The 24,975-nt window shown below is 56.4% G+C and carries 24 protein-coding genes and 1 pseudogene; 9 read left to right on the forward strand and 16 right to left on the reverse strand.

What is annotated here, in order from left to right; all coding sequences use genetic code 11:
• Positions 1-25: 25 nt before the first annotated feature.
• The 3 genes from ABLV30_RS22335 to zwf form a co-directional block, all read right to left on the reverse strand.
• The gene (locus ABLV30_RS22335) at positions 26-667 is read right to left on the reverse strand and encodes a bifunctional 4-hydroxy-2-oxoglutarate aldolase/2-dehydro-3-deoxy-phosphogluconate aldolase (protein ID WP_004103368.1); all 642 of its coding nucleotides are present in this window, start codon (positions 665-667) and stop codon (positions 26-28) included.
• Between the two features lie 37 nt (positions 668-704).
• Positions 705-2,516 (reverse strand): phosphogluconate dehydratase, encoded by a 1,812-nt coding sequence (gene edd, locus ABLV30_RS22340; RefSeq protein ID WP_025106126.1) that lies wholly within the window; start codon positions 2,514-2,516, stop codon positions 705-707.
• 220 nt (positions 2,517-2,736) lie between these two features.
• The gene (gene zwf / locus ABLV30_RS22345; RefSeq protein WP_004122041.1) at positions 2,737-4,212 is read right to left on the reverse strand and encodes a glucose-6-phosphate dehydrogenase; all 1,476 of its coding nucleotides are present in this window, start codon (positions 4,210-4,212) and stop codon (positions 2,737-2,739) included.
• Between the two features lie 325 nt (positions 4,213-4,537).
• Between zwf and ABLV30_RS22350 the strand changes: the two genes are divergently transcribed.
• Both ABLV30_RS22350 and pyk read left to right on the forward strand, forming a co-directional pair.
• Positions 4,538-5,443, forward strand: a complete 906-nt coding sequence (locus ABLV30_RS22350) for a MurR/RpiR family transcriptional regulator (RefSeq protein ID WP_161505349.1) — start codon at positions 4,538-4,540, stop codon at positions 5,441-5,443.
• A gap of 125 nt (positions 5,444-5,568) precedes the next feature.
• Positions 5,569-7,011 carry a pyruvate kinase gene (gene pyk / locus ABLV30_RS22355; protein ID WP_004852109.1) on the forward strand — a complete coding sequence of 481 codons (1,443 nt, stop codon included), beginning with the start codon at positions 5,569-5,571 and terminating at the stop codon, positions 7,009-7,011.
• 63 nt (positions 7,012-7,074) lie between these two features.
• Here pyk and ABLV30_RS22360 read toward each other — a convergent pair whose 3' ends face one another.
• Positions 7,075-8,409, reverse strand: coding sequence for a 2-hydroxycarboxylate transporter family protein (locus ABLV30_RS22360; RefSeq protein ID WP_046878051.1), 1,335 nt, complete (start codon positions 8,407-8,409; stop codon positions 7,075-7,077).
• 415 nt (positions 8,410-8,824) lie between these two features.
• Between ABLV30_RS22360 and ABLV30_RS22365 the strand changes: the two genes are divergently transcribed.
• The 3 genes from ABLV30_RS22365 (at position 8,825) to dcuR (ending at position 12,300) form a co-directional block, all read left to right on the forward strand.
• Complete coding sequence (locus ABLV30_RS22365) at positions 8,825-9,772, forward strand: AEC family transporter (RefSeq protein WP_025106124.1); 948 nt, start codon at positions 8,825-8,827, stop codon at positions 9,770-9,772.
• A gap of 62 nt (positions 9,773-9,834) precedes the next feature.
• Positions 9,835-11,520, forward strand: a complete 1,686-nt coding sequence (locus ABLV30_RS22370; RefSeq protein WP_048260997.1) for an NAD-dependent malic enzyme — start codon at positions 9,835-9,837, stop codon at positions 11,518-11,520.
• A gap of 63 nt (positions 11,521-11,583) precedes the next feature.
• Positions 11,584-12,300 carry a two-component system response regulator DcuR gene (gene dcuR / locus ABLV30_RS22375; protein ID WP_025106122.1) on the forward strand — a complete coding sequence of 239 codons (717 nt, stop codon included), beginning with the start codon at positions 11,584-11,586 and terminating at the stop codon, positions 12,298-12,300.
• Positions 12,301-12,327: 27 nt separating this feature from the next.
• Here dcuR and lpxM read toward each other — a convergent pair whose 3' ends face one another.
• The 3 genes from lpxM to znuA form a co-directional block, all read right to left on the reverse strand.
• On the reverse strand, positions 12,328-13,314 hold the full coding sequence (lpxM, locus tag ABLV30_RS22380) for a lauroyl-Kdo(2)-lipid IV(A) myristoyltransferase (protein WP_122117379.1): 987 nt from the start codon (positions 13,312-13,314) through the stop codon (positions 12,328-12,330).
• A 117-nt stretch (positions 13,315-13,431) separates the two neighbouring features.
• Entirely contained in the window at positions 13,432-14,754 is a 1,323-nt protein-coding gene (gene mepM / locus ABLV30_RS22385; RefSeq protein WP_004852121.1) for a murein DD-endopeptidase MepM, read from the reverse strand.
• 15 nt (positions 14,755-14,769) lie between these two features.
• The gene (gene znuA / locus ABLV30_RS22390; RefSeq protein ID WP_004852123.1) at positions 14,770-15,714 is read right to left on the reverse strand and encodes a zinc ABC transporter substrate-binding protein ZnuA; all 945 of its coding nucleotides are present in this window, start codon (positions 15,712-15,714) and stop codon (positions 14,770-14,772) included.
• Between the two features lie 78 nt (positions 15,715-15,792).
• Between znuA and znuC the strand changes: the two genes are divergently transcribed.
• Positions 15,793-16,545, forward strand: a complete 753-nt coding sequence (gene znuC / locus ABLV30_RS22395; protein ID WP_014229853.1) for a zinc ABC transporter ATP-binding protein ZnuC — start codon at positions 15,793-15,795, stop codon at positions 16,543-16,545.
• Positions 16,545-17,330: a zinc ABC transporter permease subunit ZnuB gene (znuB, locus tag ABLV30_RS22400; RefSeq protein WP_014229854.1), complete on the forward strand. Its 786-nt coding sequence runs from the start codon at positions 16,545-16,547 to the stop codon at positions 17,328-17,330. The genes znuC and znuB overlap by 1 nt, the downstream gene beginning before the upstream one ends.
• A 182-nt stretch (positions 17,331-17,512) precedes the next feature.
• Here the strand turns inward: znuB and ruvB are convergent, their stop codons facing one another.
• The 6 genes from ruvB to aspS form a co-directional block, all read right to left on the reverse strand.
• Complete coding sequence (gene ruvB, locus ABLV30_RS22405; RefSeq protein WP_004852130.1) at positions 17,513-18,523, reverse strand: Holliday junction branch migration DNA helicase RuvB; 1,011 nt, start codon at positions 18,521-18,523, stop codon at positions 17,513-17,515.
• 8 nt (positions 18,524-18,531) lie between these two features.
• The gene (gene ruvA / locus ABLV30_RS22410) at positions 18,532-19,143 is read right to left on the reverse strand and encodes a Holliday junction branch migration protein RuvA (RefSeq protein ID WP_004103390.1); all 612 of its coding nucleotides are present in this window, start codon (positions 19,141-19,143) and stop codon (positions 18,532-18,534) included.
• Between the two features lie 81 nt (positions 19,144-19,224).
• Complete coding sequence (gene ruvC, locus ABLV30_RS22415) at positions 19,225-19,746, reverse strand: crossover junction endodeoxyribonuclease RuvC (protein ID WP_014229855.1); 522 nt, start codon at positions 19,744-19,746, stop codon at positions 19,225-19,227.
• Between the two features lie 37 nt (positions 19,747-19,783).
• On the reverse strand, positions 19,784-20,524 hold the full coding sequence (locus ABLV30_RS22420; protein WP_004122063.1) for a YebC/PmpR family DNA-binding transcriptional regulator: 741 nt from the start codon (positions 20,522-20,524) through the stop codon (positions 19,784-19,786).
• A gap of 30 nt (positions 20,525-20,554) precedes the next feature.
• Complete coding sequence (nudB, locus tag ABLV30_RS22425; RefSeq protein WP_004852138.1) at positions 20,555-20,998, reverse strand: dihydroneopterin triphosphate diphosphatase; 444 nt, start codon at positions 20,996-20,998, stop codon at positions 20,555-20,557.
• A gap of 1 nt (position 20,999) precedes the next feature.
• On the reverse strand, positions 21,000-22,787 hold the full coding sequence (gene aspS, locus ABLV30_RS22430) for an aspartate--tRNA ligase (protein WP_004852140.1): 1,788 nt from the start codon (positions 22,785-22,787) through the stop codon (positions 21,000-21,002).
• A gap of 268 nt (positions 22,788-23,055) precedes the next feature.
• Here aspS and ABLV30_RS22435 point away from each other — a divergent pair, with 268 nt between their 5' ends.
• Both ABLV30_RS22435 and ABLV30_RS22440 read left to right on the forward strand, forming a co-directional pair.
• The gene (locus ABLV30_RS22435; RefSeq protein WP_009652068.1) at positions 23,056-23,622 is read left to right on the forward strand and encodes a hydrolase; all 567 of its coding nucleotides are present in this window, start codon (positions 23,056-23,058) and stop codon (positions 23,620-23,622) included.
• Positions 23,619-24,098: pseudogene (locus ABLV30_RS22440) on the forward strand (DUF72 domain-containing protein); the annotation flags it as partial. The gene ABLV30_RS22435 and the pseudogene ABLV30_RS22440, both read left to right, overlap by 4 nt.
• A gap of 51 nt (positions 24,099-24,149) precedes the next feature.
• Here the strand turns inward: ABLV30_RS22440 and ABLV30_RS22445 are convergent.
• The 3 genes from ABLV30_RS22445 to ABLV30_RS22455 are packed head-to-tail and all read right to left on the reverse strand — an operon-like array spanning position 24,150 to position 24,912.
• Complete coding sequence (locus ABLV30_RS22445; RefSeq protein WP_201994191.1) at positions 24,150-24,488, reverse strand: hypothetical protein; 339 nt, start codon at positions 24,486-24,488, stop codon at positions 24,150-24,152.
• On the reverse strand, positions 24,481-24,669 hold the full coding sequence (locus ABLV30_RS22450; RefSeq protein ID WP_201994192.1) for a hypothetical protein: 189 nt from the start codon (positions 24,667-24,669) through the stop codon (positions 24,481-24,483). Before ABLV30_RS22450 ends, ABLV30_RS22445 begins: the two co-directional genes overlap by 8 nt.
• Positions 24,670-24,672: 3 nt before the next feature.
• A complete protein-coding gene (locus tag ABLV30_RS22455; protein ID WP_348865675.1) occupies positions 24,673-24,912 on the reverse strand; it encodes a hypothetical protein in 240 nt (79 codons plus the stop codon).
• Between the last annotated feature and the right edge of the window lie 63 nt (positions 24,913-24,975).

Raw genomic sequence — 24,975 nt, forward strand, 5'->3', positions numbered from 1 at the left:
CGGGCCTCTGGTGAGTGCGCGAAGATTACTTCGCGCCTTCTACCGCCTCACGAGCCAGTTTGGTGATACGGTCGTAATCACCGGCTTCCAGCGCATCCGCCGGCACCAGCCAGGAGCCGCCGATGCACAGTACGCTGTTCAGCGCCAGATAGTCGCGATAGTTCGCCGGAGAGATGCCGCCAGTCGGGCAGAAGCGAATGTGCGCGAACGGGCCGCCAATCGCCTGCAGCGCTTTCACGCCGCCGTTTGCTTCCGCCGGGAAGAATTTGAACTCTTTCAGGCCATACTGCATACCCAGCATCAGCTCGGATACGGTGCTGATCCCCGGGATCAGCGGAATGGTGCCTTCGCCGGTCGCCGCTTTCAGCAGGGATTCGGTCAGGCCAGGGCTGATAGCAAACTGCGCGCCCGCTTCGGTCACTTCTTTCAGCTGCTCAACGTTGGTGACGGTACCGGCACCGACAATCGCTTCCGGGACTTCTTTGGCGATCGCGCGGATAGCGTCCATCGCGCACTCGGTACGCAGGGTCACTTCCAGTACGCGTACGCCGCCTGCAACCAGCGCTTTCGCCATTGGCACAGCGTGTTCCAGCTTTTTCACCACGATTACCGGTACTACCGGGCCGGAGGTGAGGATTGCTTCTGCAGTTGTTTTCCAGTTTTTCATCAGATTTTCTCTCGCCAGATCTATAAATCGAATCGTCTTAAAAATTGATGCAGGTTGCGCCCTGTTCTGCTCCGGAGAGTTTCTCACGCAGCGCACCGAACATTTCCCGGCCGGTTCCCACGCGCGAACCGCTCAGGTCAGGAATATGCGCCTGACGCGCGGCCAGCTCTGCGTCATCAACCAGCAGCGTTAGCTCGCCCGTCTGGCCGTTGACGCGGATGATATCGCCATCGCGTACCTTGGCCAGCAGGCCCCCATCGTACGCTTCGGGCGTCACGTGGATTGCCGATGGCACTTTGCCTGATGCGCCGGAGAGACGACCATCGGTTACCAGCGCAATTTTGAAACGGCGGTCCAATAATACACCAAGTGGCGGCATAAGTTTATGTAATTCTGGCATGCCGTTCGCTTTTGGCCCCTGATGACGGACGACAACCACGCAATCTTTGTCGAGCAGCCCCGCTTCAAAGGCGGGCAGTACGTCATGCTGGCTCTCGAAAACCACCGCAGGAGCTTCAATAATCTGGTTTTCAACCGGCACGGCGGAGGTTTTCATGACCGCGCGTCCGAGGTTACCGCTCAACACTTTGGTGCCGCCGTGGCGAGAGAACGGTTTGTCAAACGTGGCGATAACCTGTTCGTCCAGCGGCGCGGTCGCCCCTTCGCGCCAGTCAAGTTCGCCGTTATTAAGCCAGGGCTCCATGGTGTAGCGAGAGAGGCCGAAGCCGGCCACGGTGTGAACATCTTCATGCAGCAGGCCGCCTTTCAGCAGCTCGCGCACCAGCACCGGCACGCCGCCAGCCGCCTGGAAGTGGTTAATATCCGCCGGGCCGTTCGGGTAGAGGCGCGCCAGCAGCGGCACCACGTCAGAGAGATCGGAGAAATCATCCCAGTTAATGATGATCCCTGCCGCCCGCGCCATAGCCACCAGGTGCATGGTGTGGTTGGTGGAGCCGCCGGTTGCCAGCAGCGCGACAATCCCATTGACCACCACTTTTTCATCAAACATTTTGCCCAGCGGCATCCACTCGTTACCGTTGCCGGTCAGGCGGGTCACCTGGCGGGCGGCGGCGGCGGTCAGCGCTTCGCGCAGCGGCGCATCCGGATGCACGAATGACGATCCGGGCAGCTGCATCCCCATAAACTCAACCACCATCTGGTTGGTATTGGCGGTACCGTAGAAGGTACAGGTGCCAGGCGCATGGTAAGACGCGGCTTCGGACTCCAGCAGCGCCATACGATCCACTTTGCCTTCCGCATAGAGCTGACGAATGCGCACTTTTTCTTTATTCGCCAGGCCGCTGGCCATCGGCCCGGAAGGGATAAAGATGGACGGCAGGTGGCCGAACGACAGCGCAGCCATCGCCAGGCCGGGGACAATTTTATCGCAGACGCCGAGGTAGAGCGCGCCGTCAAACATGTTGTGCGACAGGCCAATCGCGGCGGACATGGCAATCACTTCGCGGCTGAGCAGCGACAGCTCCATCCCATCCTGCCCCTGCGTCACGCCATCGCACATCGCCGGAACGCCGCCGGCGACCTGGCCTACCGCGTTCGCGGAGTGCAGCGCTTTGCGGATAATGTCCGGATAGCGCTCATAGGGCTGGTGGGCGGACAGCATATCGTTGTAGGAGGTAATGATGGCGATGTTATTGCGCAGCATGCTTTTCAGCGAGGCTTTGTCATCCGCCTGGCAGGCGGCAAAGCCGTGGGCCAGGTTACCGCATGCCAGCTGGGCGCGATGAACGGTGTCGGTTTTGGCCTGGTTAATCCGGGCGAGGTAGGCTTCGCGGGTATCGCGCGAGCGTTCGATGATGCGATTTGTTACCCGTAACATTTCAGAATTCATAAAGGCTCCTCAAATTTCATCTGTCCGGCCGCAGCGCTTTAGCGGTACTTTTAGGGGCTTAGGGCACCAGTACTGGGGCTCAGGGGCAAAATATCTGCAGGCAGTGTAATAAAAAAAGCCCCGGGGGTGAATCCTCCGGGGCTTAAAAGATTAAAAATTACGCGACTTGCTGCGTCAGATCATGTTACCGGTAAAATAACCCTGACGGAGGAGCTGGCGATTACTCAAACTCGTTCCACGAACGACCGTCGCGGGTGATCATCGCCACGGAGGCAACCGGCCCCCAGGTACCCGCCTGATACGGTTTCGGCGAATCGCGATCGGCAGCCCAGGCTTCAGTGATGGAGTCGACCCACTTCCACGCCTCTTCCACTTCATCACGACGGACGAACAGCGCCTGGATACCGCGCATCGTTTCCAGCAGCAGGCGCTCATAGGCATCCGCCAGGTGGGTTTGATTAAAGGTTTCCGAGTAGCTCAGATCCAGCTTGGTGATCTGCAGGTTATGCTTGTGGTCAAGTCCGGGAACTTTGTTCAGCACCTGGATATCCACCCCTTCATCCGGCTGCAGACGAATGGTCAGCTTATTCTGCGGCAGCTCTTGCCAGGTCTCTTTGAACAGGTTCAGTTCCGGCGTTTTGAAGTAAACCACGACTTCGGAACACTTGGTCGGCAGACGTTTACCGGTACGCAGGTAGAACGGTACGCCCGCCCAGCGCCAGTTGTCGATATCCACGCGGATCGCCACGAAGGTTTCTGTATGGCTGGACTTGTTGGCCCCCTCTTCCTCGAGGTAGCCCGGCACTTTTTTGCCCTGGGCAAAACCGGCGGTGTACTGGCCGCGCACCGTTTTTTCACGCACGTTGGTGCGGTCAATGCGGCGCAGCGATTTCAGCACCTTCACTTTTTCATCGCGGATGCTATCGGCAGTCAAATCTGACGGCGGGGACATGGCAATCATGCACAGAATTTGCAGCAGGTGGTTCTGGATCATGTCGCGCATCTGCCCGGCCTGATCGAAGTAGCCCCAGCGGCCCTCAATGCCCACCTCTTCCGCCACGGTGATCTCGACGTGATCGATGGTGCGGCTGTCCCAGTTATTGACGAACAGCGAGTTGGCAAAGCGCAGCGCCAGCAGGTTCAGCACCGTCTCTTTACCCAGATAGTGGTCGATACGGTAGACCTGGCACTCTTCAAAGAACTCACCTACCCGATCGTTGATCTCGCGGGAGGTCTCCAGGGAGGTACCCAGCGGTTTCTCCATCACCACGCGGGCCGGCTTGGCGTTCAGCTTCGCTTCACCCAGACCTTTGCAAATTGCGCCAAAGGTGCTCGGCGGCATGGCGAAATAGTTAATGGTCACCCGCTCTTTTTGATCGAGCATTTTGCCCAGGCGAGTAAACGCTTTGGTATCGTTGACGTCAAGGTTACAAAAATCCAGACGCCCGCTCAGGGTCTCCCACAAACCTTCATCGATTTTCTCCTTCATGAAGGTTTCCATCGCTTCACGCACTACCTTGGTGTAAGCGTCTTTGTCCCAGTCGGCGCGACCGACGCCGATGATGCGGGTGTCAGGGTGGATCTGGCCCGCTTTTTCAAGCTGATACAGGGAAGGCAGCAATTTACGTCGCGCCAGGTCACCCTTCGCGCCGAAAATGACCAGATCGCATGCCTGGGCCGTTTGCGTTACCGCCATGTCATTCTCCTTAGTTGATAGCCCGGTGCTTATGCCAGACTATAGTTGTATTTGTAATTTTCTTTCACTGCATCGTACTGTGTTTACGAATTTCCCGAAACCCTCAGCGGCCGTTCCCGCTGCTAAATCGCACAGGGTGGAAAATAGAGGCTGAGATTTTGGGCATGCGGCTAATATTGTTCGTTGTTTCGACCGATTATCAGTTAGTAAAATACGACTCTGATCATGTAATGAAAAAAAACAACATATTTTCAGGTCATTCCTCACCGTTTCCGACTACGGAGGGGTATATTCTTGCTAAAACGCCTGATGATTTCACCCATTAATGAAATCGCTTCCATTGATGAGCGCCCGATTACCCATGAATATGCTGGAAAAAATCCAGTCCCGGCTGGAACACCTTAGCAAATCTGAACGCAAAGTGGCGGAAGTCATCCTTGCTACCCCCGCGCAGGCCATTCATTCAAGTATTGCCGCCCTGGCGCTGGAAGCCGGCGTCAGCGAGCCTACGGTTAACCGTTTCTGCCGCAGCCTGGAAACGCGCGGTTTCCCGGATTTCAAACTGCATCTTGCACAAAGCCTGGCTCACGGTACGCTCTATGTTAACCGCAACGTCGATGAAGACGACAGCGTTGAGTCCTATACGGGAAAGATATTTGAGTCAGCCATGGCCAGTTTAGATCAGGTCCATCATTCTCTCGACATGTCGGCGATCAATCGCGCGGTTGACCTGCTCACGCAGGCGAAGAAAATCGCCTTTTTTGGCCTGGGCTCTTCGGCCGCCGTCGCCCACGACGCGATGAACAAGTTTTTCCGTTTTAACGTGCCGGTGATCTATTCCGACGACATCGTCCTGCAACGCATGAGCTGTATGAACTGTAATGACGATGATGTGGTGGTGATCATCTCGCATACCGGCAGGACTAAAAGCCTGGTGGAGCTGGCGCAGCTGGCCCGCGAAAACGATGCGATGGTGATCGCGATTACCTCCCCCGGCACGCCGCTTTCCCGGGAATCAACGCTGGCGATTACCCTGGACGTACCGGAAGATACCGATATCTATATGCCGATGGTCTCCCGCTTAGCGCAGCTGACGGTGATTGATGTCCTGGCGACCGGCTTCACCCTGCGGCGGGGAGCAAAATTCAGAGATAACTTGAAGAGGGTCAAGGAAGCGCTCAAGGAATCGCGCTTTGATAAAGAGCTCAGCGTACACAGCAATGACCAATAAAAGTAGAAACAAAGCACTATCCTATTACACCGTCGGTAACGTTCCGGTATAGCGACTTTGCTCGTCGGCGCTACCGAATCCATGTTCACGCAACACCAAAGTTGTTTCAGTCAACGGAGTATTACATGTCCAGAAGGCTTCGCAGAACCAAAATCGTGACTACCTTAGGCCCGGCTACCGACCGCGATAACAACCTTGAGAAGGTTATTGCCGCAGGCGCTAACGTGGTACGTATGAACTTCTCTCACGGCACCGCGGAGGATCATCAGATCCGCGCGGATAAAGTCCGTGAGATTGCGGCGAAACTGGGCCGTCATGTCGCGATTCTCGGTGACCTACAGGGGCCGAAAATCCGCGTTTCCACCTTCAAAGAAGGCAAAATTTTCCTCAATATCGGCGATAAATTCCTCCTCGACGCAAACCTGGGTAAAGGCGAAGGCGACAAAGAGAAAGTCGGCATCGACTATAAAGGGCTCCCGGCTGACGTGGTTCCGGGCGACATTCTGCTGCTGGACGACGGCCGCGTACAGCTGAAGGTCCTGGAAGTTCAGGGCATGAAGGTGTTCACCGAAGTCACCGTCGGCGGACCGTTGTCCAACAATAAGGGGATTAACAAGCTGGGCGGCGGCCTCTCTGCCGAAGCGCTGACGGAGAAAGACAAAGCGGACATCATCACCGCCGCCAAAATTGGCGTCGATTACCTGGCCGTTTCCTTCCCGCGCTGCGGCGAAGACCTGAACTACGCTCGTCGCCTGGCGCGCGATGCCGGCTGCGATGCCAAAATCGTCGCCAAAGTCGAGCGCGCGGAAGCGGTATGCGATCAGGACGCGATGGATGACGTGATCCTCGCCTCCGACGTTGTCATGGTGGCCCGCGGCGACCTCGGCGTGGAAATCGGCGATCCGGAGCTGGTCGGCATCCAGAAGGCGCTGATCCGCCGCGCCCGTCAGCTGAACCGCTCGGTCATTACCGCGACGCAGATGATGGAGTCGATGATCACCAACCCGATGCCAACCCGCGCCGAAGTCATGGACGTGGCGAACGCCGTGCTGGACGGCACCGACGCCGTGATGCTGTCGGCAGAAACCGCCGCGGGCCAGTATCCGTCTGAGACCGTTGCCGCGATGGCGCGCGTCTGCCTCGGCGCGGAAAAAATCCCCAGCCTCAACGTCTCCAAGCACCGCCTGGACATTCAGTTCGATAACGTGGAAGAAGCCATTGCGATGTCCGCCATGTACGCGGCGAACCACCTCAAGGGCGTCACCGCTATCATTACCATGACGGAATCCGGTCGGACCGCGCTGATGACTTCCCGCATCAGCTCCGGCCTGCCGATTTTCGCGCTGTCTCGCCACGAGCGCACGCTGAACCTGACCGCGCTGTATCGCGGCGTGACCCCGGTGCATTTCGATAGCGTCAATGAAGGCGTAGCCGCTGCGCACGACGCGGTAACGCTGCTGCGTGATAAAGGCTATCTGGTGACCGGCGACCTGGTTATCGTCACTCAGGGTGACGTGATGAGCACCATCGGTAGCACCAACACCACCCGCATTCTGACCGTCGAGTAAGCCTCTCCATTTACCTGCCAGCGCCGCAGCTGGCAGGTATTTTTTGCCCCCTCGCCCGCTAAACTACGCAAGCCAGCTCAACAATAGCGTGGCGGTAATCACCGTCGACGCGCCGCCGATACGGGTGGCTATCTGGGCAAAAGGCATTAATCCCATTCGGTTTGATGCCGAGAGAATGGCGACGTCTCCCGTCCCCCCAAGCCCGCTGTGGCAGCTGGTGACGATGGCCGCTTCGACCGGATACATATTCAGCCGAGAAGCGATAAGAAAGCCGCTTAGCGCCATCGCAATGACGATTGAGCCACAAACCACCACGTAGCCAACCGAGAAGACCGCTACCACGCTTTCCAGAGGAACATACAGCATTCCCAGGCCTATCATCAGCGGCCAAACCAGCGCGGCGGAGACAAACTTGTAGCAGCTGTGCGCCCCGAGCTCCATCGCCGCCGGGATAACCTTCGCGTATTTGCAAAATACCGCGGCCAGAATCATCAGCACCGGCCCCGGAATATGCACCACCTTTTCCAGCAGACCGCCGACGATAAAAAACGCGCAAATCATTAATAATCCGGCCCCCATCAGCTGGAAATCCGTGGGCTGCGCGCGCTGATTTTGCGCAAAGACGCTGTTATCTTCATGGCTGCGAATTAACATTCCGCTGCCGGAGAGCGAAGGACGTCGCGTCCCCATGCGCGCCAGAAAACCGGCGCAGATGATGGCGAAAATGTTGCCCACCACGGCAGCCGGCGCCAGCTGCGCCACGTAAACGTCGGGCGTTTGCCCGAGAATGGCTGAATAGGCCAGCGACAGAGGCAGGATCCCTTCACCGATACCGCCGCCGATGATCGGCACGATAATAAAGAAAAAGGTGTGGTAGAAACTGTAGCCAACCAGGCTGCCCACCAGCAGGCCGGTTAAGATCGCCGCCCCGGTCCCCACCACCAGCGGGACAAACATACGTACCATTCCCTGAATCAGGATGGTTCTGTTCATGCCCAGAATGCTGCCGACGACCAGGCAGGCGATGACGAAATAGAGGAGGTTGGCCTCTTTCATCAGCAAGTGCACGGTATCGAGGGTATGCGCTTCGAACATGCCGAAATAGACCAGCACCGACGGCGTCATCAGGCACAAAATGGCCGGGCCGCCAACCTCCTTGAGGATCGGCACCATTCGGCCAATTTTAGCCAGCGCGAACCCCAGGGTCATGATTACCGCCAGACCGCCAATCATGTTCTTCGGCAGCAGGCCTGCGGTCGCGGAGATGGCAACAATTGCGGCTATCCCGATAAAGAGCACCAACGGCACGGCGCCGACCTCAATATTGGATAAAAGTCGTGGCGCCTGCCCGCTCGGCAGCGTTTTATCTATCGGGTGGTTGAGTGAGTTATTTTCCATATTTTTACCTGAATAATGATGTCACGTAGGGTATCGACGCAATATTAAAAGCGCGCAATCAAATAAATAAAAAAGTGCCAGGCAAAATACCAATGAAACAAAAAAACGTTAGCACAGGACGTTAACATTAAAAATAAAATCCAGGTTTTACTGTCGTGCTTTGTGACTAAAGCATAATATTTATTTTAAGTAATTTAATTTATTATCCTGAAACTAAAGTTACCGGCATCGGTATAATTGAATAGCAGAGAGATAAAGTGATGATTCTGTCCTTTTTTCTCTATTTGTAAGTAAAGTATTTAAGGCGAAATTATTTAAACCCCAGCGACTGTGATGACTATCACCTTTTAAATATTATGGGATCGCTAGATTAAAAAAACACAACGTAGCCGATAATATATTTTCAGGACATCTTATGCCTTCACTGCTCTTAGAATCCCTTTTTCCCCTGGTGTTTATCATGCTGCTCGGATGGCTAAGCGGTAAGCTGGGCTATACCCGCCGCGAGGATGCGTCCGTACTGGCCACGGTGGTCATTCGTTTCGCGCTTCCCTTCCATCTTTTTATCGGCGCACTGAATACCCATCCCGATAAGATGAAAAACTTCACCTTTATGGCGGTGTTAGTCATCGGTCTGATGGGGTCATATATCCTCACGCTCCTGATCTCACGCTATGTTTTTCGTCATGATATTAAAACCAGCGCGATTCAGTCCCTGGTGTGCGCGTTCCCCGACATGGCCTACTTTGGCGCTCCCGTGCTTGCGGTGCTGATTGGTCCGGAGGGTTTTCTCGGCGTGCTTATCGGTAACCTGGTGACCAGCGTATTGATGATCCCCCTGACCATCATCCTGATTCGCATGGGTGACAAGCGCGGCCGCGCTGACGCGGAACAGCCTAATCCGCTGCGGCTTATCCTGCAAAACCTGTTTAAAGCCGTCCGAAACCCGATCGTCTGGATACCGATTTCCGGGGTACTGCTCAGCCTTGCCGGAGTACAGCTGCCGCACATGCTGAGCATGCCCATTGAGATGGTGGGAAAAGTGGCGGGCGGCCTCTCCCTGTTCGCCCTTGGGCTGCTATTTTACGGCGAACGTCCTACGGTCAATATTCAAACCTGTACCAATATCAGCATCAAGAATCTGCTCCAGCCGGCCATGATGGCCGTAGCCGGCCTCGCCTTCGGGCTCAGCCATAGCCTGATGCAGCAGGTCATTATCATCGGCGCGACGCCTTCCGCCATTGCGGCAGGGATGTTTGCCCTGCGCAGCGATACCTATATCGAGCCCGCCTCATCCTCTATTTTGCTCGGTACCGCAGTGGGCGTCGTCACTGAAGGATTCATGATTTATTTAATCTCTTAATCACTGAAATAAAGCCCGAAGAATTCCGGAAATTATTTATTATGATATTCAGGAGTCATCAAATGTTAGCCACAGAAACCTTATATACGCCCTATAACGGCGCCGTGCTGCTGGAAAACCCGTTATTAAATAAAGGTCTCGCGTTTACTGAAGGTGAACGGACCGCGTTTAATCTTCAGGGTCTGCTGCCGCATAATGTCGAAACGATTGAAGAGCAAACCGCGCGCGCGTGGGGGCAGTTTTGCCAGTTTAAACGGGATATTTCGCGCCATATCTACCTGCGAAATATTCAGGATACTAACGAGACCCTATTCTATAATCTGCTGCGCAGCCATATGAAAGAAACGCTGCCGATCATCTATACCCCAACGGTAGGTGAAGCATGTGAACACTTCTCTGAAATTTATCGCCGGGGACGCGGTCTGTTTATTTCATGGCCTAACCGTCACAACATTGATGAGATGCTGCAGGGCTTTTCCCGCAATGATATCAACGTTATTGTGGTGACCGACGGCGAGCGCATTCTTGGCCTCGGCGACCAGGGGATTGGCGGCATGGGGATCCCGATTGGTAAACTCTCGTTATATACAGCCTGCGGGGGTATACACCCGGCATCAACGCTCCCCATTATGCTGGACGTGGGCACCAACAACGCCCAGCATCTTGAGGACCCGCTGTATATGGGCTGGCGTCATCCGCGTATAAGCGACGAGCAGTACATGGAATTTATGGACATGTTTGTCCATGCCATCACGCAGCGCTGGCCCAATGTGCTACTACAGTTCGAAGATTTTGCGCAAAAAAACGCCACCCGGCTTCTTAACCGCTATCGTCACCAGCTGTGCTGTTTCAACGATGATATTCAGGGCACGGCAGCCGTGACCTCAGGTACGCTGATCGCTGCCGCCGCTGCTGCCGGTACGCGGATCCGCGATCAGCGCGTGGTGTTTCTCGGCAGCGGATCGGCCGGATGCGGGATAGCGGAAAAAATCATTGCGCTGATGGTTGATGACGGGCTCTCAGAGCAGGAAGCGCGCAATCGCATCTTTATGGTCGACCGCCCTGGCCTGTTGACCGATGAGATGCCGGATTTGCTGGACTTCCAGCAGGGCCACGTCACGCCGCGGAAAAATCTTACCCGCTGGGATACCAGTGCGGCCCACCTGTCGCTGATGGATGTTGTACGCAACGTCCATCCCACCGTACTGATTGGCGTATCCGGCCAGCCGGGACTGTTCAGCGAAGAGATTATCAAAGAGATGCACCGGCACTGCCCGCGTCCGATTATTATGCCGCTGTCCAACCCGACCTCCCGCGCCGAAGCCCAGCCGAAGGATCTGCTGGAATGGACCCGGGGGAATGCGCTAATTGCCACCGGCAGCCCGTTCGCGCCCGTATTCTATGACGGTAAGACCTACGATATCGCCCAGTGCAACAATGCCTATGTTTTCCCCGGTCTGGGGCTAGGGATTCTGGCCAGCAAAGCGGCGCGCGTGACCGAAGGGATGCTTATCGCCTGCAGTAAAACCCTGGCCGCCCACTCGCCTTTGGCCACCCGCGACGCCGGCGGATTACTGCCGCCGGTCGACGAGATTGAGATGATTTCCCGGGCAATTGCCGCAGAGGTCGCACGCGCGGCTCAGCAGGATGGCGTCGCGCCGCAGATTGACGAGGCTCAGCTGGCCGCGAATATCGATAAAATGTTCTGGCGAGCGCGCTACACCGCGTATAAACGATCGCCATTTTGATCGCCATCCCAGACACATATTACGGGAAGCGCGCCGGCTTCCCGCCGCACCGGGAAACCCCGCATGATTAATGTGCTGATTGTCGATGATGATTCCATGGTGGCCGAGCTGAACCGGCTGTTTCTCAGCCGGGTGGCGGATTTCCACTGCTGCGGCGTGGCCCCCACGGTCCGCGAAGCCAGGGAGATGCTCAGCCATTTGGCGCAGGTCGATCTGGTGCTGCTGGATGTCTACATGCAGCAAGAGAACGGGCTGGATCTGCTGCCCGCGCTACGCGCCGATGCGCGAAATATTGATGTCATTATGATTACCTCCGCTGCCGATAGGTGCACGGTTCAGACGGCGCTGCATTATGGCGTGGTCGATTACCTGATTAAACCGTTTCAGTTTCCGCGCTTTGAGGAGGCGCTGTTGTCATGGCGTAAAAAGCGCGATCTGAAGAATGCGAAATCCAGCTACGCCCAGGCCGATGTGGACAGCCTGCTGCGCAGCGGGGTTCAGCAGCAGGAAAGCGCACGCCGCTTGCCGAAAGGGCTTACGCCGCAGACGCTTCGTCTGGTGTGCCAGTGGATTGACGCCTGGCAGGAACGTGACTTTTCGACCAATGAACTGGCCGCGGCGCTGCAGATATCCCGGGTCTCATGCCGCAAATATCTGATTTGGCTGGAGCAGATAAATATCCTCTACACCACCAACCATTACGGCATCACCGGTCGTCCGGAATATCGTTACCGGCTCGTTGCCGATCATTTGGCGCTACTCAAACAATACGGCCAATGAACCCGGTGAGGCCATTGGCTGCGATTTTCACCCCTGATGCGGCTTCTTCTTGGGGTACAGCTCTTTACGCTTGTAGGGCTCGATTTCACCCGGCTTGCGCGTTTTCAGCAGCTTGAGGATCCAGGTGTACTGCTCGGTATGCGGCTTCACGAACACTTCCACCTCTTCGTTCATCCGCCGGGCGATAGTGTTATCGTCCGCCTCCAGCAGATCGTCCATCGGCGGGCGCACCAGCACCGTCAGACGATGCGTTTTACCATCATAGACCGGGAACAGCGGTACGACGCGGGCGCGGCAGACTTTCATTAAACGGCCGATCGCCGGGAGCGTCGCTTTATAGGTGGCAAAGAAATCAACAAACTCGCTGTGCTCGGCGCCGTGATCCTGATCCGGCAGATAGTAGCCCCAGTACCCCTGACGCACCGACTGAATAAACGGTTTGATCCCGTCGTTGCGCGCGTGCATACGTCCACCGAAACGACGGCGCACGGTATTCCAGACGTAATCAAATACCGGATTGCCCTGATTATGGAACATCGCCGCCATTTTTTGCCCGCCGGAAGCCATCAGCATCGCCGGAATATCCACGCCCCAGGCATGGGGAACCAGAAAGATCACCTTCTCGTTGTTTCTCTGCATCTCATCGATGATCTCTTTGCCCTGCCAGTCGACGCGAGAAAGAATGCGCTGCGGGTCGCGCAGGCCTAACTCCGCCATCATGACCATCGCCTGCGGCGCGGAGGCATACATTGCATCAATAATGGCTTCTCGTTCCTGCTCACTCTTTTCCGGGAAACAGTACAGCAGGTTAATCTGCGCCCGACGGCGCGAACTCTTTGCCAGGCGCCCCACAAAGCGCCCCATTTTGCCGAGAATCGGATCGCGGAAAGAGGCCGGCGTCAGAGCGATACCGGCGAAGGCAAAAACCCCTAACCACGCGCCCCAGTAGCGCGGTAGTAAAAAGGATTTTTCAAATTTTGGAATAAATTCAATATTATTTTTTTTCGTTTCCATGCCCAATCCGCAGAATTTCCGCTCAATAAAGATAATGGGTTAGTTTAGCGATACGTTGAGTAACGTACAAAAGAAAAAGCCGGCGCGCAGCGGGCACCGGCTTTAACTGACGGAAGGTTAGTCAAACCGCAGCTGCGGAATCACCTGTTTTGCCTGCGCCAGATAATCGGTACGGTCGGAACCGCTGAGCCCTTCCGTACGCGGCAGTTTCGCCGTTAGCGGGTTGACCGCCTGCTGGTTGATCCACACTTCATAATGCAGATGCGGACCGGTAGAACGCCCGGTGTTGCCCGACAGCGCAATACGATCGCCGCGTTTCACCTTCTGCCCGGGTTTGACCAGCAGCTTACGCAGGTGCATATAGCGGGTGGTATAGGTGCGACCATGACGGACGGCGACGTAATAACCTGCCGCACCGCTACGTTTAGCCACCACCACTTCGCCATCCCCTACCGACAGCACCGGCGTACCCTGCGGCATCGCAAAATCGACGCCACGATGCGGCGCGACGCGGCCGGTCACCGGGTTCAGACGACGCGGGTTAAAGTTCGAAGAGACGCGGAACTGACGTGCGGTCGGGAAGCGCAGGAACCCCTTCGCCAGGCCGGTACCGTTGCGGTCGTAGAATTTGCCATCCTCAGCGCGGATCGCGTAATAGTCTTTACCCTCCGAGCGCAGGCGCACGCCAAGCAGCTGGCTTTGCTCGCGCTTACCGTCGAGCATTTCACGCGACATCAGCACGGAGAATTCATCGCCTTTTTTCAGCTTACGGAAGTCCATCTGCCACTGCATGGCTTTGATCACCGCGCTGATTTCGGTACTGGTCAGGCCGGCATCGCGAGCGCTGGCGACGAAGCTGCCGCCTACGGTACCTTTCAGTACGCTATTGACCCAGTCGCCTTTTTGCAGCTCGCTGCTCATTTTGAAACCGTTTGCAACCCGATCGTAGGTGCGGGTTTCGCGGCGCGACATCTCCCAGGTCAGGCTTTGCAGGTCACCGTCCGCCGTCAGGGTCCAGGAGAGCTGTTGACCAATTTTCAGATTACGCAGCTCTTTATCCACCGAGGAGAGCCGGGCGATATCGCCCATATCAATGCCGTACTGATTAAGAATGCTGCTAAGCGTATCGCCGGTCGAGACCACATATTCGTGGCCACCGGAATCGCTATCCGCCTTGTCATCCAGCTCGTCCTGAGGGATAGCCTCTTCTTCCTGAGGCGCCTGATCGATGGGTTCCGAAGCTTCTGGCAGCAGCGAACGAATTTCGCTTTGTTCCAGCTCGATGGTTCTGGTGATGGGGGTGGATTCAGGATGGTGGTAAATGTAAGGCCGCCAGACGGCGACCGCTAATGTAAGAACGCTAAGCGACCCCAGCATAACGCGGTGAGGTCGTGGCAGATTGTTAAATGCCTGAGTGACAGCGCGGGCTATCTGTTGCACGTATTCACTTCCTCGTTATTCTCCTTTCAGGCAGCTTGAATACTGATTCGCCATCTGGCTCAGGAATTGCGGGTAACTCTCTTTACCCAGCTTAATTCCGATTCCAAGTGGATCCAGGGTTCCCATGCGCACGGACGTTCCCCTGGCAACAGCTTCGATGACCGCTGGCCTGAACTGTGGCTCAGCAAAAACGCAAGTTGCTTTTTGCTCAACCAGCTGTGTTCTGATTTCGTGTAAACGCTGCGCACCAGGCTGGATTTCAGGGTTGACAGTAAAATGGCCCAGAGGGGTCAAACCGTAATGTTTTTCAAAGTAGCCGTAGGCGTCATGAAAAACGAAATATCCCTTCCCTTTCAGCGGTGCCAGCTCGGTCCCAACCTGCTTGTCGGTTGCGGCTAATTTTGCCTCAAAATCCTTCAGGTTGGCGTCAAGTTTGGCTCGACTCTGCGGCATAAGTTCCAATAATTTATCGTGGATTGCAACCGCCGAAAGGCGCGCTATCTCTGGGGAAAGCCACAGATGCATGTTATAGATGCCGTGATGGTGATCGTCGTCACTATTTTCCCCGGCGCCATGGTCATGACCGTGATGGTCGTCGTCGTCGTCGGTGCCTTTCATGAGTAACGGTTTCACGCCGTCAAGCTCGGCAATCGTCACCTTTTTGTTTGGCGCAATGCTTTGCGTTGACTTATCCATAAACGCCTCCATCTCTGGACCAATCCAGACCACTAAGTCTGCGTTCTGTAAGCGTTTTGCATCCGATGGCCGCAGCGAATAGTCATGCTCCGAGGCCCCGTCCGGCAGCAGTACCTGCGTCTGTGTCACCCCATCGGCGATAGCGGAAGCGATAAAGCCCAGTGGCTTAAGGGAAGTGACAACCGCGGCGCTGGCCAACGGCGCATGGGCGAACAAAAAAGCGGCGCTAAGTCCAGCGCAAAGAAGCGTATTTTTATGTAACATAATGCGTCTAATCATCGTATAGAATGAGAAAGATGTGATATTATAACATTAACTGGCTTGTGCAACCTCTAATTTGATATGACAAATCTTGTAACTCTGGAAAACGTCGCGGTCGTTTATGGCCAAAGGCGCGTGCTGTCTGACATTTCGCTAACGCTAAAGCCGGGCAAAATTTTAACCTTACTGGGGCCAAACGGCGCCGGTAAATCGACCCTCGTGAGAGTGGTTCTGGGGCTGGTAGCACCCTCGGAAGGGATTATCAAACGCGACGGGCATCTGCGGATCGGCTATGTGCCGCAAAAGCTGCACCTTGATGCTACCCTGCCGCTGACCGTCAGCCGCTTTATGCTTTTACGTCCGGGAACGCACAAACGCGACATTCTGCCAGCGCTTAAGCGCGTGCAGGCCGGGCATCTGATCGACGCCCCTATGCAGAAGCTTTCCGGCGGAGAAACCCAGCGGGTACTGCTGGCACGGGCGCTGCTCAATCAGCCGCAGCTGCTGGTGCTCGACGAGCCGACGCAGGGCGTTGACGTCAACGGCCAGGTGGCGCTTTACGATCTGATTAACCAGCTGCGCCAGGAGCTTGATTGCGCCGTACTGATGGTTTCTCATGACCTGCATCTGGTGATGGCCAAAACCGACGAAGTGCTGTGCCTGAATCAGCATATTTGCTGCTCCGGCGCGCCGGAAGTGGTCTCTATGCACCCGGAATTTATCTCGATGTTCGGCCAGCGCGGCGCGGAACAGCTAGGGATCTATCGCCATCATCATAACCACCGCCACGACCTGCAGGGGCGGATTGTACTGCGTCGGGGAAATGACCGTTAATGATTGAATTACTGCTCCCCGGCTGGCTGGCCGGAATGATGCTCGCCTGTGCGGCGGGTCCGCTGGGATCGTTCGTCGTCTGGCGCCGGATGTCCTACTTCGGCGATACCCTGGCCCACGCCTCTCTGCTCGGCGTGGCTTTTGGTTTACTGCTCAACGTCAATCCGTTCTATGCGGTCATCGCGGTGACGCTGCTGCTGGCGGGCGGCCTGGTGTGGCTGGAGAAACGCCCCCACCTGGCGGTAGACACGCTACTCGGCATCATGGCGCACAGCGCGCTGTCGCTGGGCCTGGTGGTGGTCAGCCTGATGTCAAACGTGCGCGTCGATCTGATGGCCTATCTGTTCGGCGATCTGCTGGCGGTGACGCCGGAAGATTTGATCTCCATTGCGATTGGCGTGGTTATCGTGCTGGCGATCCTGCTCTGGCAATGGCGCAACCTGCTGTCGATGACCATTAGCCCGGACCTGGCGTTTGTTGATGGCGTTAAGCTTCAGCGGGTCAAGCTGCTATTGATGCTGGTGACCGCGCTGACCATCGGCGTGGCGATGAAGTTCGTCGGGGCGCTGATTATCACGTCGCTGTTGATTATTCCCGCCGCAACGGCCCGCCGCTTTGCCCGTACGCCGGAGCAAATGGCGGGAGTGGCGGTTGGCGTGGGAATGATTGCGGTTACCGGAGGATTGACCTTCTCGGCGTTCTACGACACGCCGGCGGGGCCTTCCGTGGTGCTGTGCGCCGCGCTGCTGTTTATTTTCAGCATGAGCAAGAAACCGGCCGCCTGACGCTTATGCGCCCGCCGCCATTGGGCTCACGGCCGTCTGCGGACGTTGTAGCCCGGCTAAGCGGAGCGCAAGCCGGGGAAATAGCTGAAGCGGTATTGCGGTTTGATGTCCCGGCTTGCGGCGTGAACGCCTTAGCCGGGCTACTGGCCTCTGCAGTCTGCCGTTTTATAGCCGGACAACGATTACGGCATTTCCGGCGGCGTAATGCCGAAGTGGGTCCAGGCCCGTACCGTCGCCATTCGCCCGCGCGGCGTACGCTGTAAAAAGCCCTGCTGGATCAGATACGGCTCCAGCACGTCTTCAATGGTTTCCCGCTCTTCACCGATGGCCGCCGCCAGGTTATCCAGGCCGACCGGCCCGCCAAAGAATTTATCGATGACCGCCAGCAGCAGCTTACGGTCCATATAATCAAAGCCTTCCGCATCCACGTTGAGCATATCCAGCGCCTGAGCGGCAATCTCCTCAGAGATACGCCCGTCGTAGCGAACCTCGGCAAAGTCACGCACCCTGCGCAGCAGGCGGTTGGCGATTCGCGGCGTACCGCGCGCGCGGCGCGCGACCTCCAGAGCCCCCTCTTCGCTCATCTCCAGTCCCATATAGCGGGCGCTGCGGCTGACAATATGCTGCAGGTCCGGGATCTGGTAGAACTCCAGGCGCTGAACGATGCCAAAACGGTCGCGCAGCGGTGATGTCAGCGAGCCGGCGCGAGTCGTCGCGCCAATCAGGGTAAACGGCGGCAGATCGATTTTTATTGAACGCGCCGCGGGCCCTTCGCCAATCATGATATCCAGCTGATAATCTTCCATTGCCGGATACAGGACTTCTTCGACCACCGGCGACAGGCGGTGGATCTCGTCGATAAACAGAACGTCGTGGGGCTCAAGATTGGTCAGCATCGCCGCCAGATCGCCCGCCTTCTCCAGCACCGGGCCGGAGGTGGTGCGCAGGTTAACGCCCATCTCGTTGGCGACGATGTTTGCCAGGGTGGTTTTCCCCAGCCCCGGCGGGCCAAAAATCAGCAGGTGATCGAGCGCGTCGCCGCGCAGCTTCGCCGCCTGGATAAAGATCTCCATTTGCGAACGGACGTGCGGCTGGCCCACGTACTCTTGCAGCAATTTAGGACGAATTGCGCGATCGGCCGCCTCTTCAAAACCGCTGCTGTCCGCCGATACCAGCCTGTCTGCTTCAATCATCCCTTACCTCACAACGCGGCGCGGAGCGCTTCGCGAATTAGCGTTTCACTGTTGGCATCCGGGCGTACGATTTTGCTGACCATCCGGCTGGCCTCCTGAGGTTTATAGCCCAGCGCCACCAGCGCGGCAACCGCTTCCTGTTCAGCATCATCGTCAGACGGGCCGGCCGGCGACGTCAGGACCAGATCCGCTGCCGGCGTGAACAGATCGCCGTGTAGTCCTTTGAAGCGGTCTTTCATCTCGACAATCAGGCGTTCCGCGGTTTTCTTGCCGATACCCGGCAGCTTCACCAGCGCCGCCAGCTCCTCGCGCTCAACGGCATTGACAAACTGCTGCGCCGACATGCCGGAAAGGATCGCCAGCGCCAGCTTCGGACCGACGCCGTTGGTTTTAATCAGCTCTTTAAACAGCGTGCGCTCCTGCTTGTTGTTAAAGCCATACAGCAGCTGTGCATCTTCACGGACGATAAAGTGGGTGAAAATGATCGCCTCTTTACCCACGTCCGGCAGCTCATAGAAGCAGGTCATCGGCAGATGAACCTCATAGCCTACGCCTCCCGTTTCAAGTAAAACCAGCGGGGGTTGTTTTTCGAGAATGATGCCTCTGAGTCTGCCTATCACATGGAGCTCCTGGATTAAGGGCCGAAAGTCTAATGCGGTATCATAAAAAAAGGCTGGATAGATATCCAGCCTGATTTCAGGTTATCGTAAGCGTCCGCGCGCCAGGTTCAGGCGGCTTTCGCCGATCTGAGCCGCGTTCTGGCTGACGTGGCAATGGGTGATGGCGATGGCTAAAGCATCTGCCGCATCCGCCTGCGGGTTAGCCGGCAGCTTAAGCAACGTGCGCACCATGTGCTGCACCTGGCTCTTTTCCGCGCTGCCGATGCCGACAACGGTCTGCTTTACCTGCCTGGCGGCGTACTCAAAGACCGGTAGGTCCTGATTCGTCGCCGCGACAATCGCCACGCCGCGCGCCTGGCCGAGCTTCAGCGCCGAGTCGGCGTTCTTTGCCATAAACACTTGTTCGATGGCGAAGTAGTCCGGCTGGAACTGGGTGATAATTTCCGTCACGCCCGCATAGATAAGCTTCAGGCGAGACGGTAAATCATCCACTTTCGTGCGAATACAGCCGCTGCCGAGGTAGCTCAGCTGGCGTCCAACCTGGCGGATGACGCCATAACCAGTGACGCGCGACCCCGGGTCAATGCCGAGAATAATGGCCATCACGCGCCTCCGGTTAGTGGTTTAACGGTCGGCAACATTAGAGCGTTGCGGCGACCTCATCAGAGATCTCGCCGTTGTGATAAACTTCCTGCACGTCGTCGCAATCTTCCAGCATATCGATCAGTCGCAGCAGTTTCGGCGCAGTTTCCGCGTCCATATCCGCTTTGGTTGACGGGATCATCGAGACTTCAGCGGCGTCCGCTTTCAGGCCGGCGGCTTCCAGCGCATCGCGTACCGCGCCCATCTCTTCCCAGGCGGTATAAACGTCAATCGCGCCGTCGTCATAGGTCACAACGTCTTCCGCGCCCGCTTCCAGCGCCGCTTCCATGATCGCATCTTCGTCGCCTTTCTCGAAGGAGATAACGCCTTTTTTGCTGAACAGGTAGGAAACGGAACCGTCGGTCCCCAGGTTACCGCCGGTTTTGGTGAAGGCATGACGTACTTCCGCCACGGTACGGTTGCGGTTGTCGGACAGACATTCAACCATTACCGCCGTGCCGCCAGGACCGTAACCTTCATAGATGATGGTTTCCATGTTCGCATCATCATCGCCGCCGACGCCGCGCGCGATAGCGCGGTTCAGGGTGTCGCGGGTCATGTTGTTGCTCAGCGCTTTGTCGATTGCCGCGCGCAGACGCGGGTTAGAGCCCGCATCGCCGCCGCCCAGACGCGCGGCGGTGACCAGCTCGCGAATAATTTTCGTAAAGATCTTACCGCGCTTGGCATCCTGTGCCGCTTTGCGGTGCTTGGTGTTGGCCCATTTACTATGACCTGCCATAAAAAACTCTCCAAAAAAAAGCGCGCCCTTTCAGGCGGCGTTAATTACAAATTCTTCAATCGCCTGCCGGTTGCTCCAGGACTTGGTCAACGTGGCGGCTTCCGCCGCGTCAACCCAGCGATAGTCCAGATGTTCCGTAAAGACAATCTGGCGTTCATGGGGGAGCGCAAGACGGAACCAAAACTCCGTATTGCGCTCAACGCCCGGCGCATAGCGATGACGTAAATGAGAAAATATCTCGAATTCTACCGTACGCTGACAATCAACCAAAGCCAGCTGCTCGCAGGCAACATCGATGGCGACCTCTTCCATAACTTCACGCGCGGCAGCCTGCGGCGCGGTTTCTCCCTCTTCCAGGCTGCCGGTAACCGACTGCCAGAACGCGGGATCGTCGCGCCGCTGCAACATCAGCACCCGCTTCGTATCTTCGGCGTAAATCACCACCAGTACGGAAACGGGGAGCTTGAATGACATCTTACTTATTCTCCAGAGACTCTTTTGCCTCTTTCGCCACCACCTGAATACCGAGTTCGCTCAGCGATGCCGGGTTAGCGAAGCTTGGCGCTTCGGTCATCAGGCAAGCGGCTGCGGTCGTTTTCGGGAAGGCGATAACGTCACGGATATTATCGGTACCGGTCAGCAGCATGGTCAAACGGTCGAGGCCAAAAGCCAGGCCCGCGTGCGGCGGGGTGCCGTATTTCAGCGCGTCCAGCAGGAAGCCAAACTTCTCGCGCTGCTCCTGCTCGTTAATGCCCAGGATGCCGAACACGGTCTGCTGCATCTCACCGCTGTGAATACGCACGGAACCGCCGCCCACTTCATAGCCGTTGATGACCATATCGTAGGCGTTGGCCACCGCGTCTTCCGGCGCGGCTTTCAGCTCTGCGGCGGACATGTCTTTCGGCGAGGTGAACGGATGGTGCATCGCGGTCAGGCCGCCTTCGCCGTCGTCTTCAAACATCGGGAAGTCGATAACCCACAGCGGCGCCCATTTGTCTTCGTCGGTCAGGTTCAGGTCTTTGCCCAGCTTCAGACGCAGCGCGCCCAGCGCGTCGGCGACCACTTTTTTGTTATCCGCGCCGAAGAAGATCATATCGCCATCCTGCGCGCCGGTGCGCTCAAGGATCGCTTCAACGATGTCGGCGTTAAGGAATTTAGCCACCGGGCTGTTGATGCCTTCAAGGCCTTTCGCCCGCTCGGTTACTTTAATATAGGCCAGCCCTTTCGCGCCGTAGATCTGGACAAACTTACCGTATTCGTCGATTTGCTTACGGGTCAGCGCAGCGCCGCCCGGTACGCGCAGCGCGGCAACGCGCCCTTTGGCGTCGTTAGCCGGGCCGGCGAAGACGGCGAATTCCACCGCTTTCACCAGATCGGCGACGTCCACCAGCTCCATCGGGTTACGCAGGTCTGGTTTGTCAGAACCGTAGCGGCGCTCGGCTTCGGCGAAGGTCATGATCGGGAAATCGCCCAGATCCACGCCCTTCACTTCCTGCCACAGGTTGCGCACCAGCGCTTCCATGACTTCGCGCACCTGCCCGGCGGTCATGAAGGAGGTTTCCACATCGATCTGGGTAAATTCCGGCTGACGGTCGGCACGCAGGTCTTCGTCGCGGAAGCATTTAACGATCTGATAGTAGCGGTCAAAACCGGACATCATCAGCAGCTGCTTGAACAGCTGTGGAGACTGCGGCAGCGCGTAGAATTTCCCTTTATGCACGCGGGATGGGACCAGGTAGTCGCGCGCGCCTTCCGGCGTGGCTTTGGTCAGCATCGGCGTTTCGATGTCGAGGAAACCGTGGTCATCCATAAAGCGGCGCACCAGGCTGGTGATTTTCGCACGGGTCTTCAGGCGCTGCGCCATTTCCGGACGACGCAGATCCAGGTAGCGATATTTCAGACGCGCTTCTTCGGTATTGACGTGGTTGGAGTCCAGCGGCAGCGCTTCAGCGCGGTTGATAATCGTCAGATCCGATGCCAGCACTTCGATGGCGCCGGTGGCCATATCGCTATTGATGTTTTTTTCGTCACGCGCGCGCACGGTACCGGTGACCTGGATGCAGAACTCATTACGCAGTTCAGAGGCCAGCTTTAATGCGTCGGCACGATCCGGATCGAAAAACACCTGTACGATGCCTTCGCGGTCACGCATATCGATAAAGATAAGGCTACCGAGATCACGACGACGGTTGACCCAACCACACAGAGTCACTTGCTGCCCTACGTGGGACAGACGAAGCTGCCCGCAATATTCTGTACGCATGAGATATCCCTTAACTTAGCCGCAGGCGGATTGTTGCCTGTCTTGCAGGCGACGAGGTCGCAGCTTTAGCTGATGTCACAACTGAATGAAAAAAGGCGGCTATTATACTGGAAATTATGGCGCACGATAAGCCCGGCGCAGCGCGCAGCGTTGCTTTGCTGCGCGCTTATTGCTTGTACTCACAAAAATTAACAAAATTTGTTACCCTCGGGCGAGATCGGCAACGGTATTGTAGCGACCTGACAACAGAAGAAGATACGGGGATATCATGTTAGAACTCAATGCAAAAAAAACCGCGCTGGTGGTTATAGACCTGCAGGAAGGCATTTTACCGTTTGCCGGCGGCCCGCATCGGGCTGACGACGTGGTTGAGCGCGCCGCGAGTCTGGCCAAAAAGTGCCGCCAGCAGGGTTCCCCGGTGGTCATGGTTCGCGTTGGCTGGTCGGCGGATTTCGCCGAAGCGCTGAAGCAGCCTGTCGATGCCCAGGCAGGAGCCCATACGCTACCGGAAAACTGGTGGACCTATCCCCTGGCGCTGGAAAAACAGGAGAGCGACATCGAAGTCACCAAACGCCAGTGGGGAGCCTTTTACGGCACCGACCTGGAGCTGCAGCTTCGCCGTCGCGGTATCGATACGATTATCCTGTGCGGTATCTCAACCAATATTGGCGTCGAATCGACGGCGCGCAACGCCTGGGAGCTGGGCTTCAATCTGATTCTCGTTGAAGACGCCTGCAGCGCAGCAACGGCTGAACAGCATCAGGGCAGCATGACGCACATCTTCCCGCGTATTGCCCGCGTGCGCAGTACCGAGGAGGTACTTGCCGCGTTATGATCTATATTGGGCTTCCCCAATGGGCGCACCCGAAGTGGGTGCGCCTGGGTATCACCAGCCTTGAAGAGTATGCCCGCCATTTTAACTGCGTGGAGGGCAACACGACCCTGTACGCTTTACCAAAAGCTGAGATTGTCAGCCGCTGGTATGAACAAACCCACGATGATTTTCGCTTCTGCTTCAAGTTTCCGGCCACCATTTCGCACCAGGCATCGCTGCGCAACTGCGACGACTTAAGCCACGAGTTTTTCACCCGCCTGGCGCCGCTGTCATCGCGCATTGGTCAATACTGGCTGCAGCTGCCGGCCACGTTCGGCCCTCGGGATCTTCCCGCGCTCTGGCAGTTCCTCGACAGCCTGCCGCGCGAATTCAGCTACGGCGTTGAGGTAAGGCATCCGGAGTTTTTCGCCAAAGAGGAAGCGGAACAGCAGCTCAATCGCGGGCTGCATCAGCGAAACGTCAACCGCGTGATCCTGAAGAGACCTTTCTATTGATACACTAAAAAGATGGGATTTGTAGCGGGGGTATTAAGCGGCTTCAATCAGATGAGACAGGGCAATCATTCGGATTCGTTCTTGCGTGTGACCTGCTAAACGGTACTTCTTAACCAACGAGTAACCAATCTCATCAAGACGGTTAAGAGCCTTATCAGACAGCTTCACAATGATGTTATTTCGGTTGTCTCCACCCTCAGAGTGGAACGGTGCAACGGCTGCTGAAGCGGTTACACGTGCTATCTGTGGTTTAGGCTTAGGCGGCTGTCTACGTGTCTTTGAACAGTCCACACAACTACCCGATGAGACATAACGGATAAGTGAGCCGCAATGAATACACGGCTTATCGGAGTTAGTGAAAGTATTAGCCATTTAAGAGTCCTTCTAAGTAGCTGGTGATTCGTGCTTGCTGGCAACAGGGGCTGCCATCGTTTGAACGGCGAAACAGCTTATCCATTAACTGAGGGTGAATCTTACCGATAAGGTTAGCCCCGATGATTAGACAGCCGTTAGAGTCGTAATAGGTAATTGGTTCGTTAATCGTATCTTCCATTTATCAGCCCCCGCTTACCATCTGTTTAATAGCCTCTTTCAAGGCTGCATCCCTTTTCTGCTCAAACGATGGCTTAGGCTTCACCTTATACGTGGTGACCGCTTTAGCTGGCTTCACAGTTGGTTTACCTGAAGCAAGTAGCTTATAGGTTGATTCACTGATTTCTGTTTGACCGTTGAAATATTTAAATTCCATTGAGTCAGTAAGATGATTATAGCTGCCACGTTTTGACAGCCCTTTCATTGGAATACTTGAATCGCCACGGATAATCTAGACACTTCCGAGCCGTTGATAATACTGGTTTTC

Source organism: Klebsiella sp. CN_Kp113 (assembly GCF_040064585.1).
GTDB classification, from domain to species: Bacteria; Pseudomonadota; Gammaproteobacteria; order Enterobacterales; family Enterobacteriaceae; genus Klebsiella; species Klebsiella michiganensis.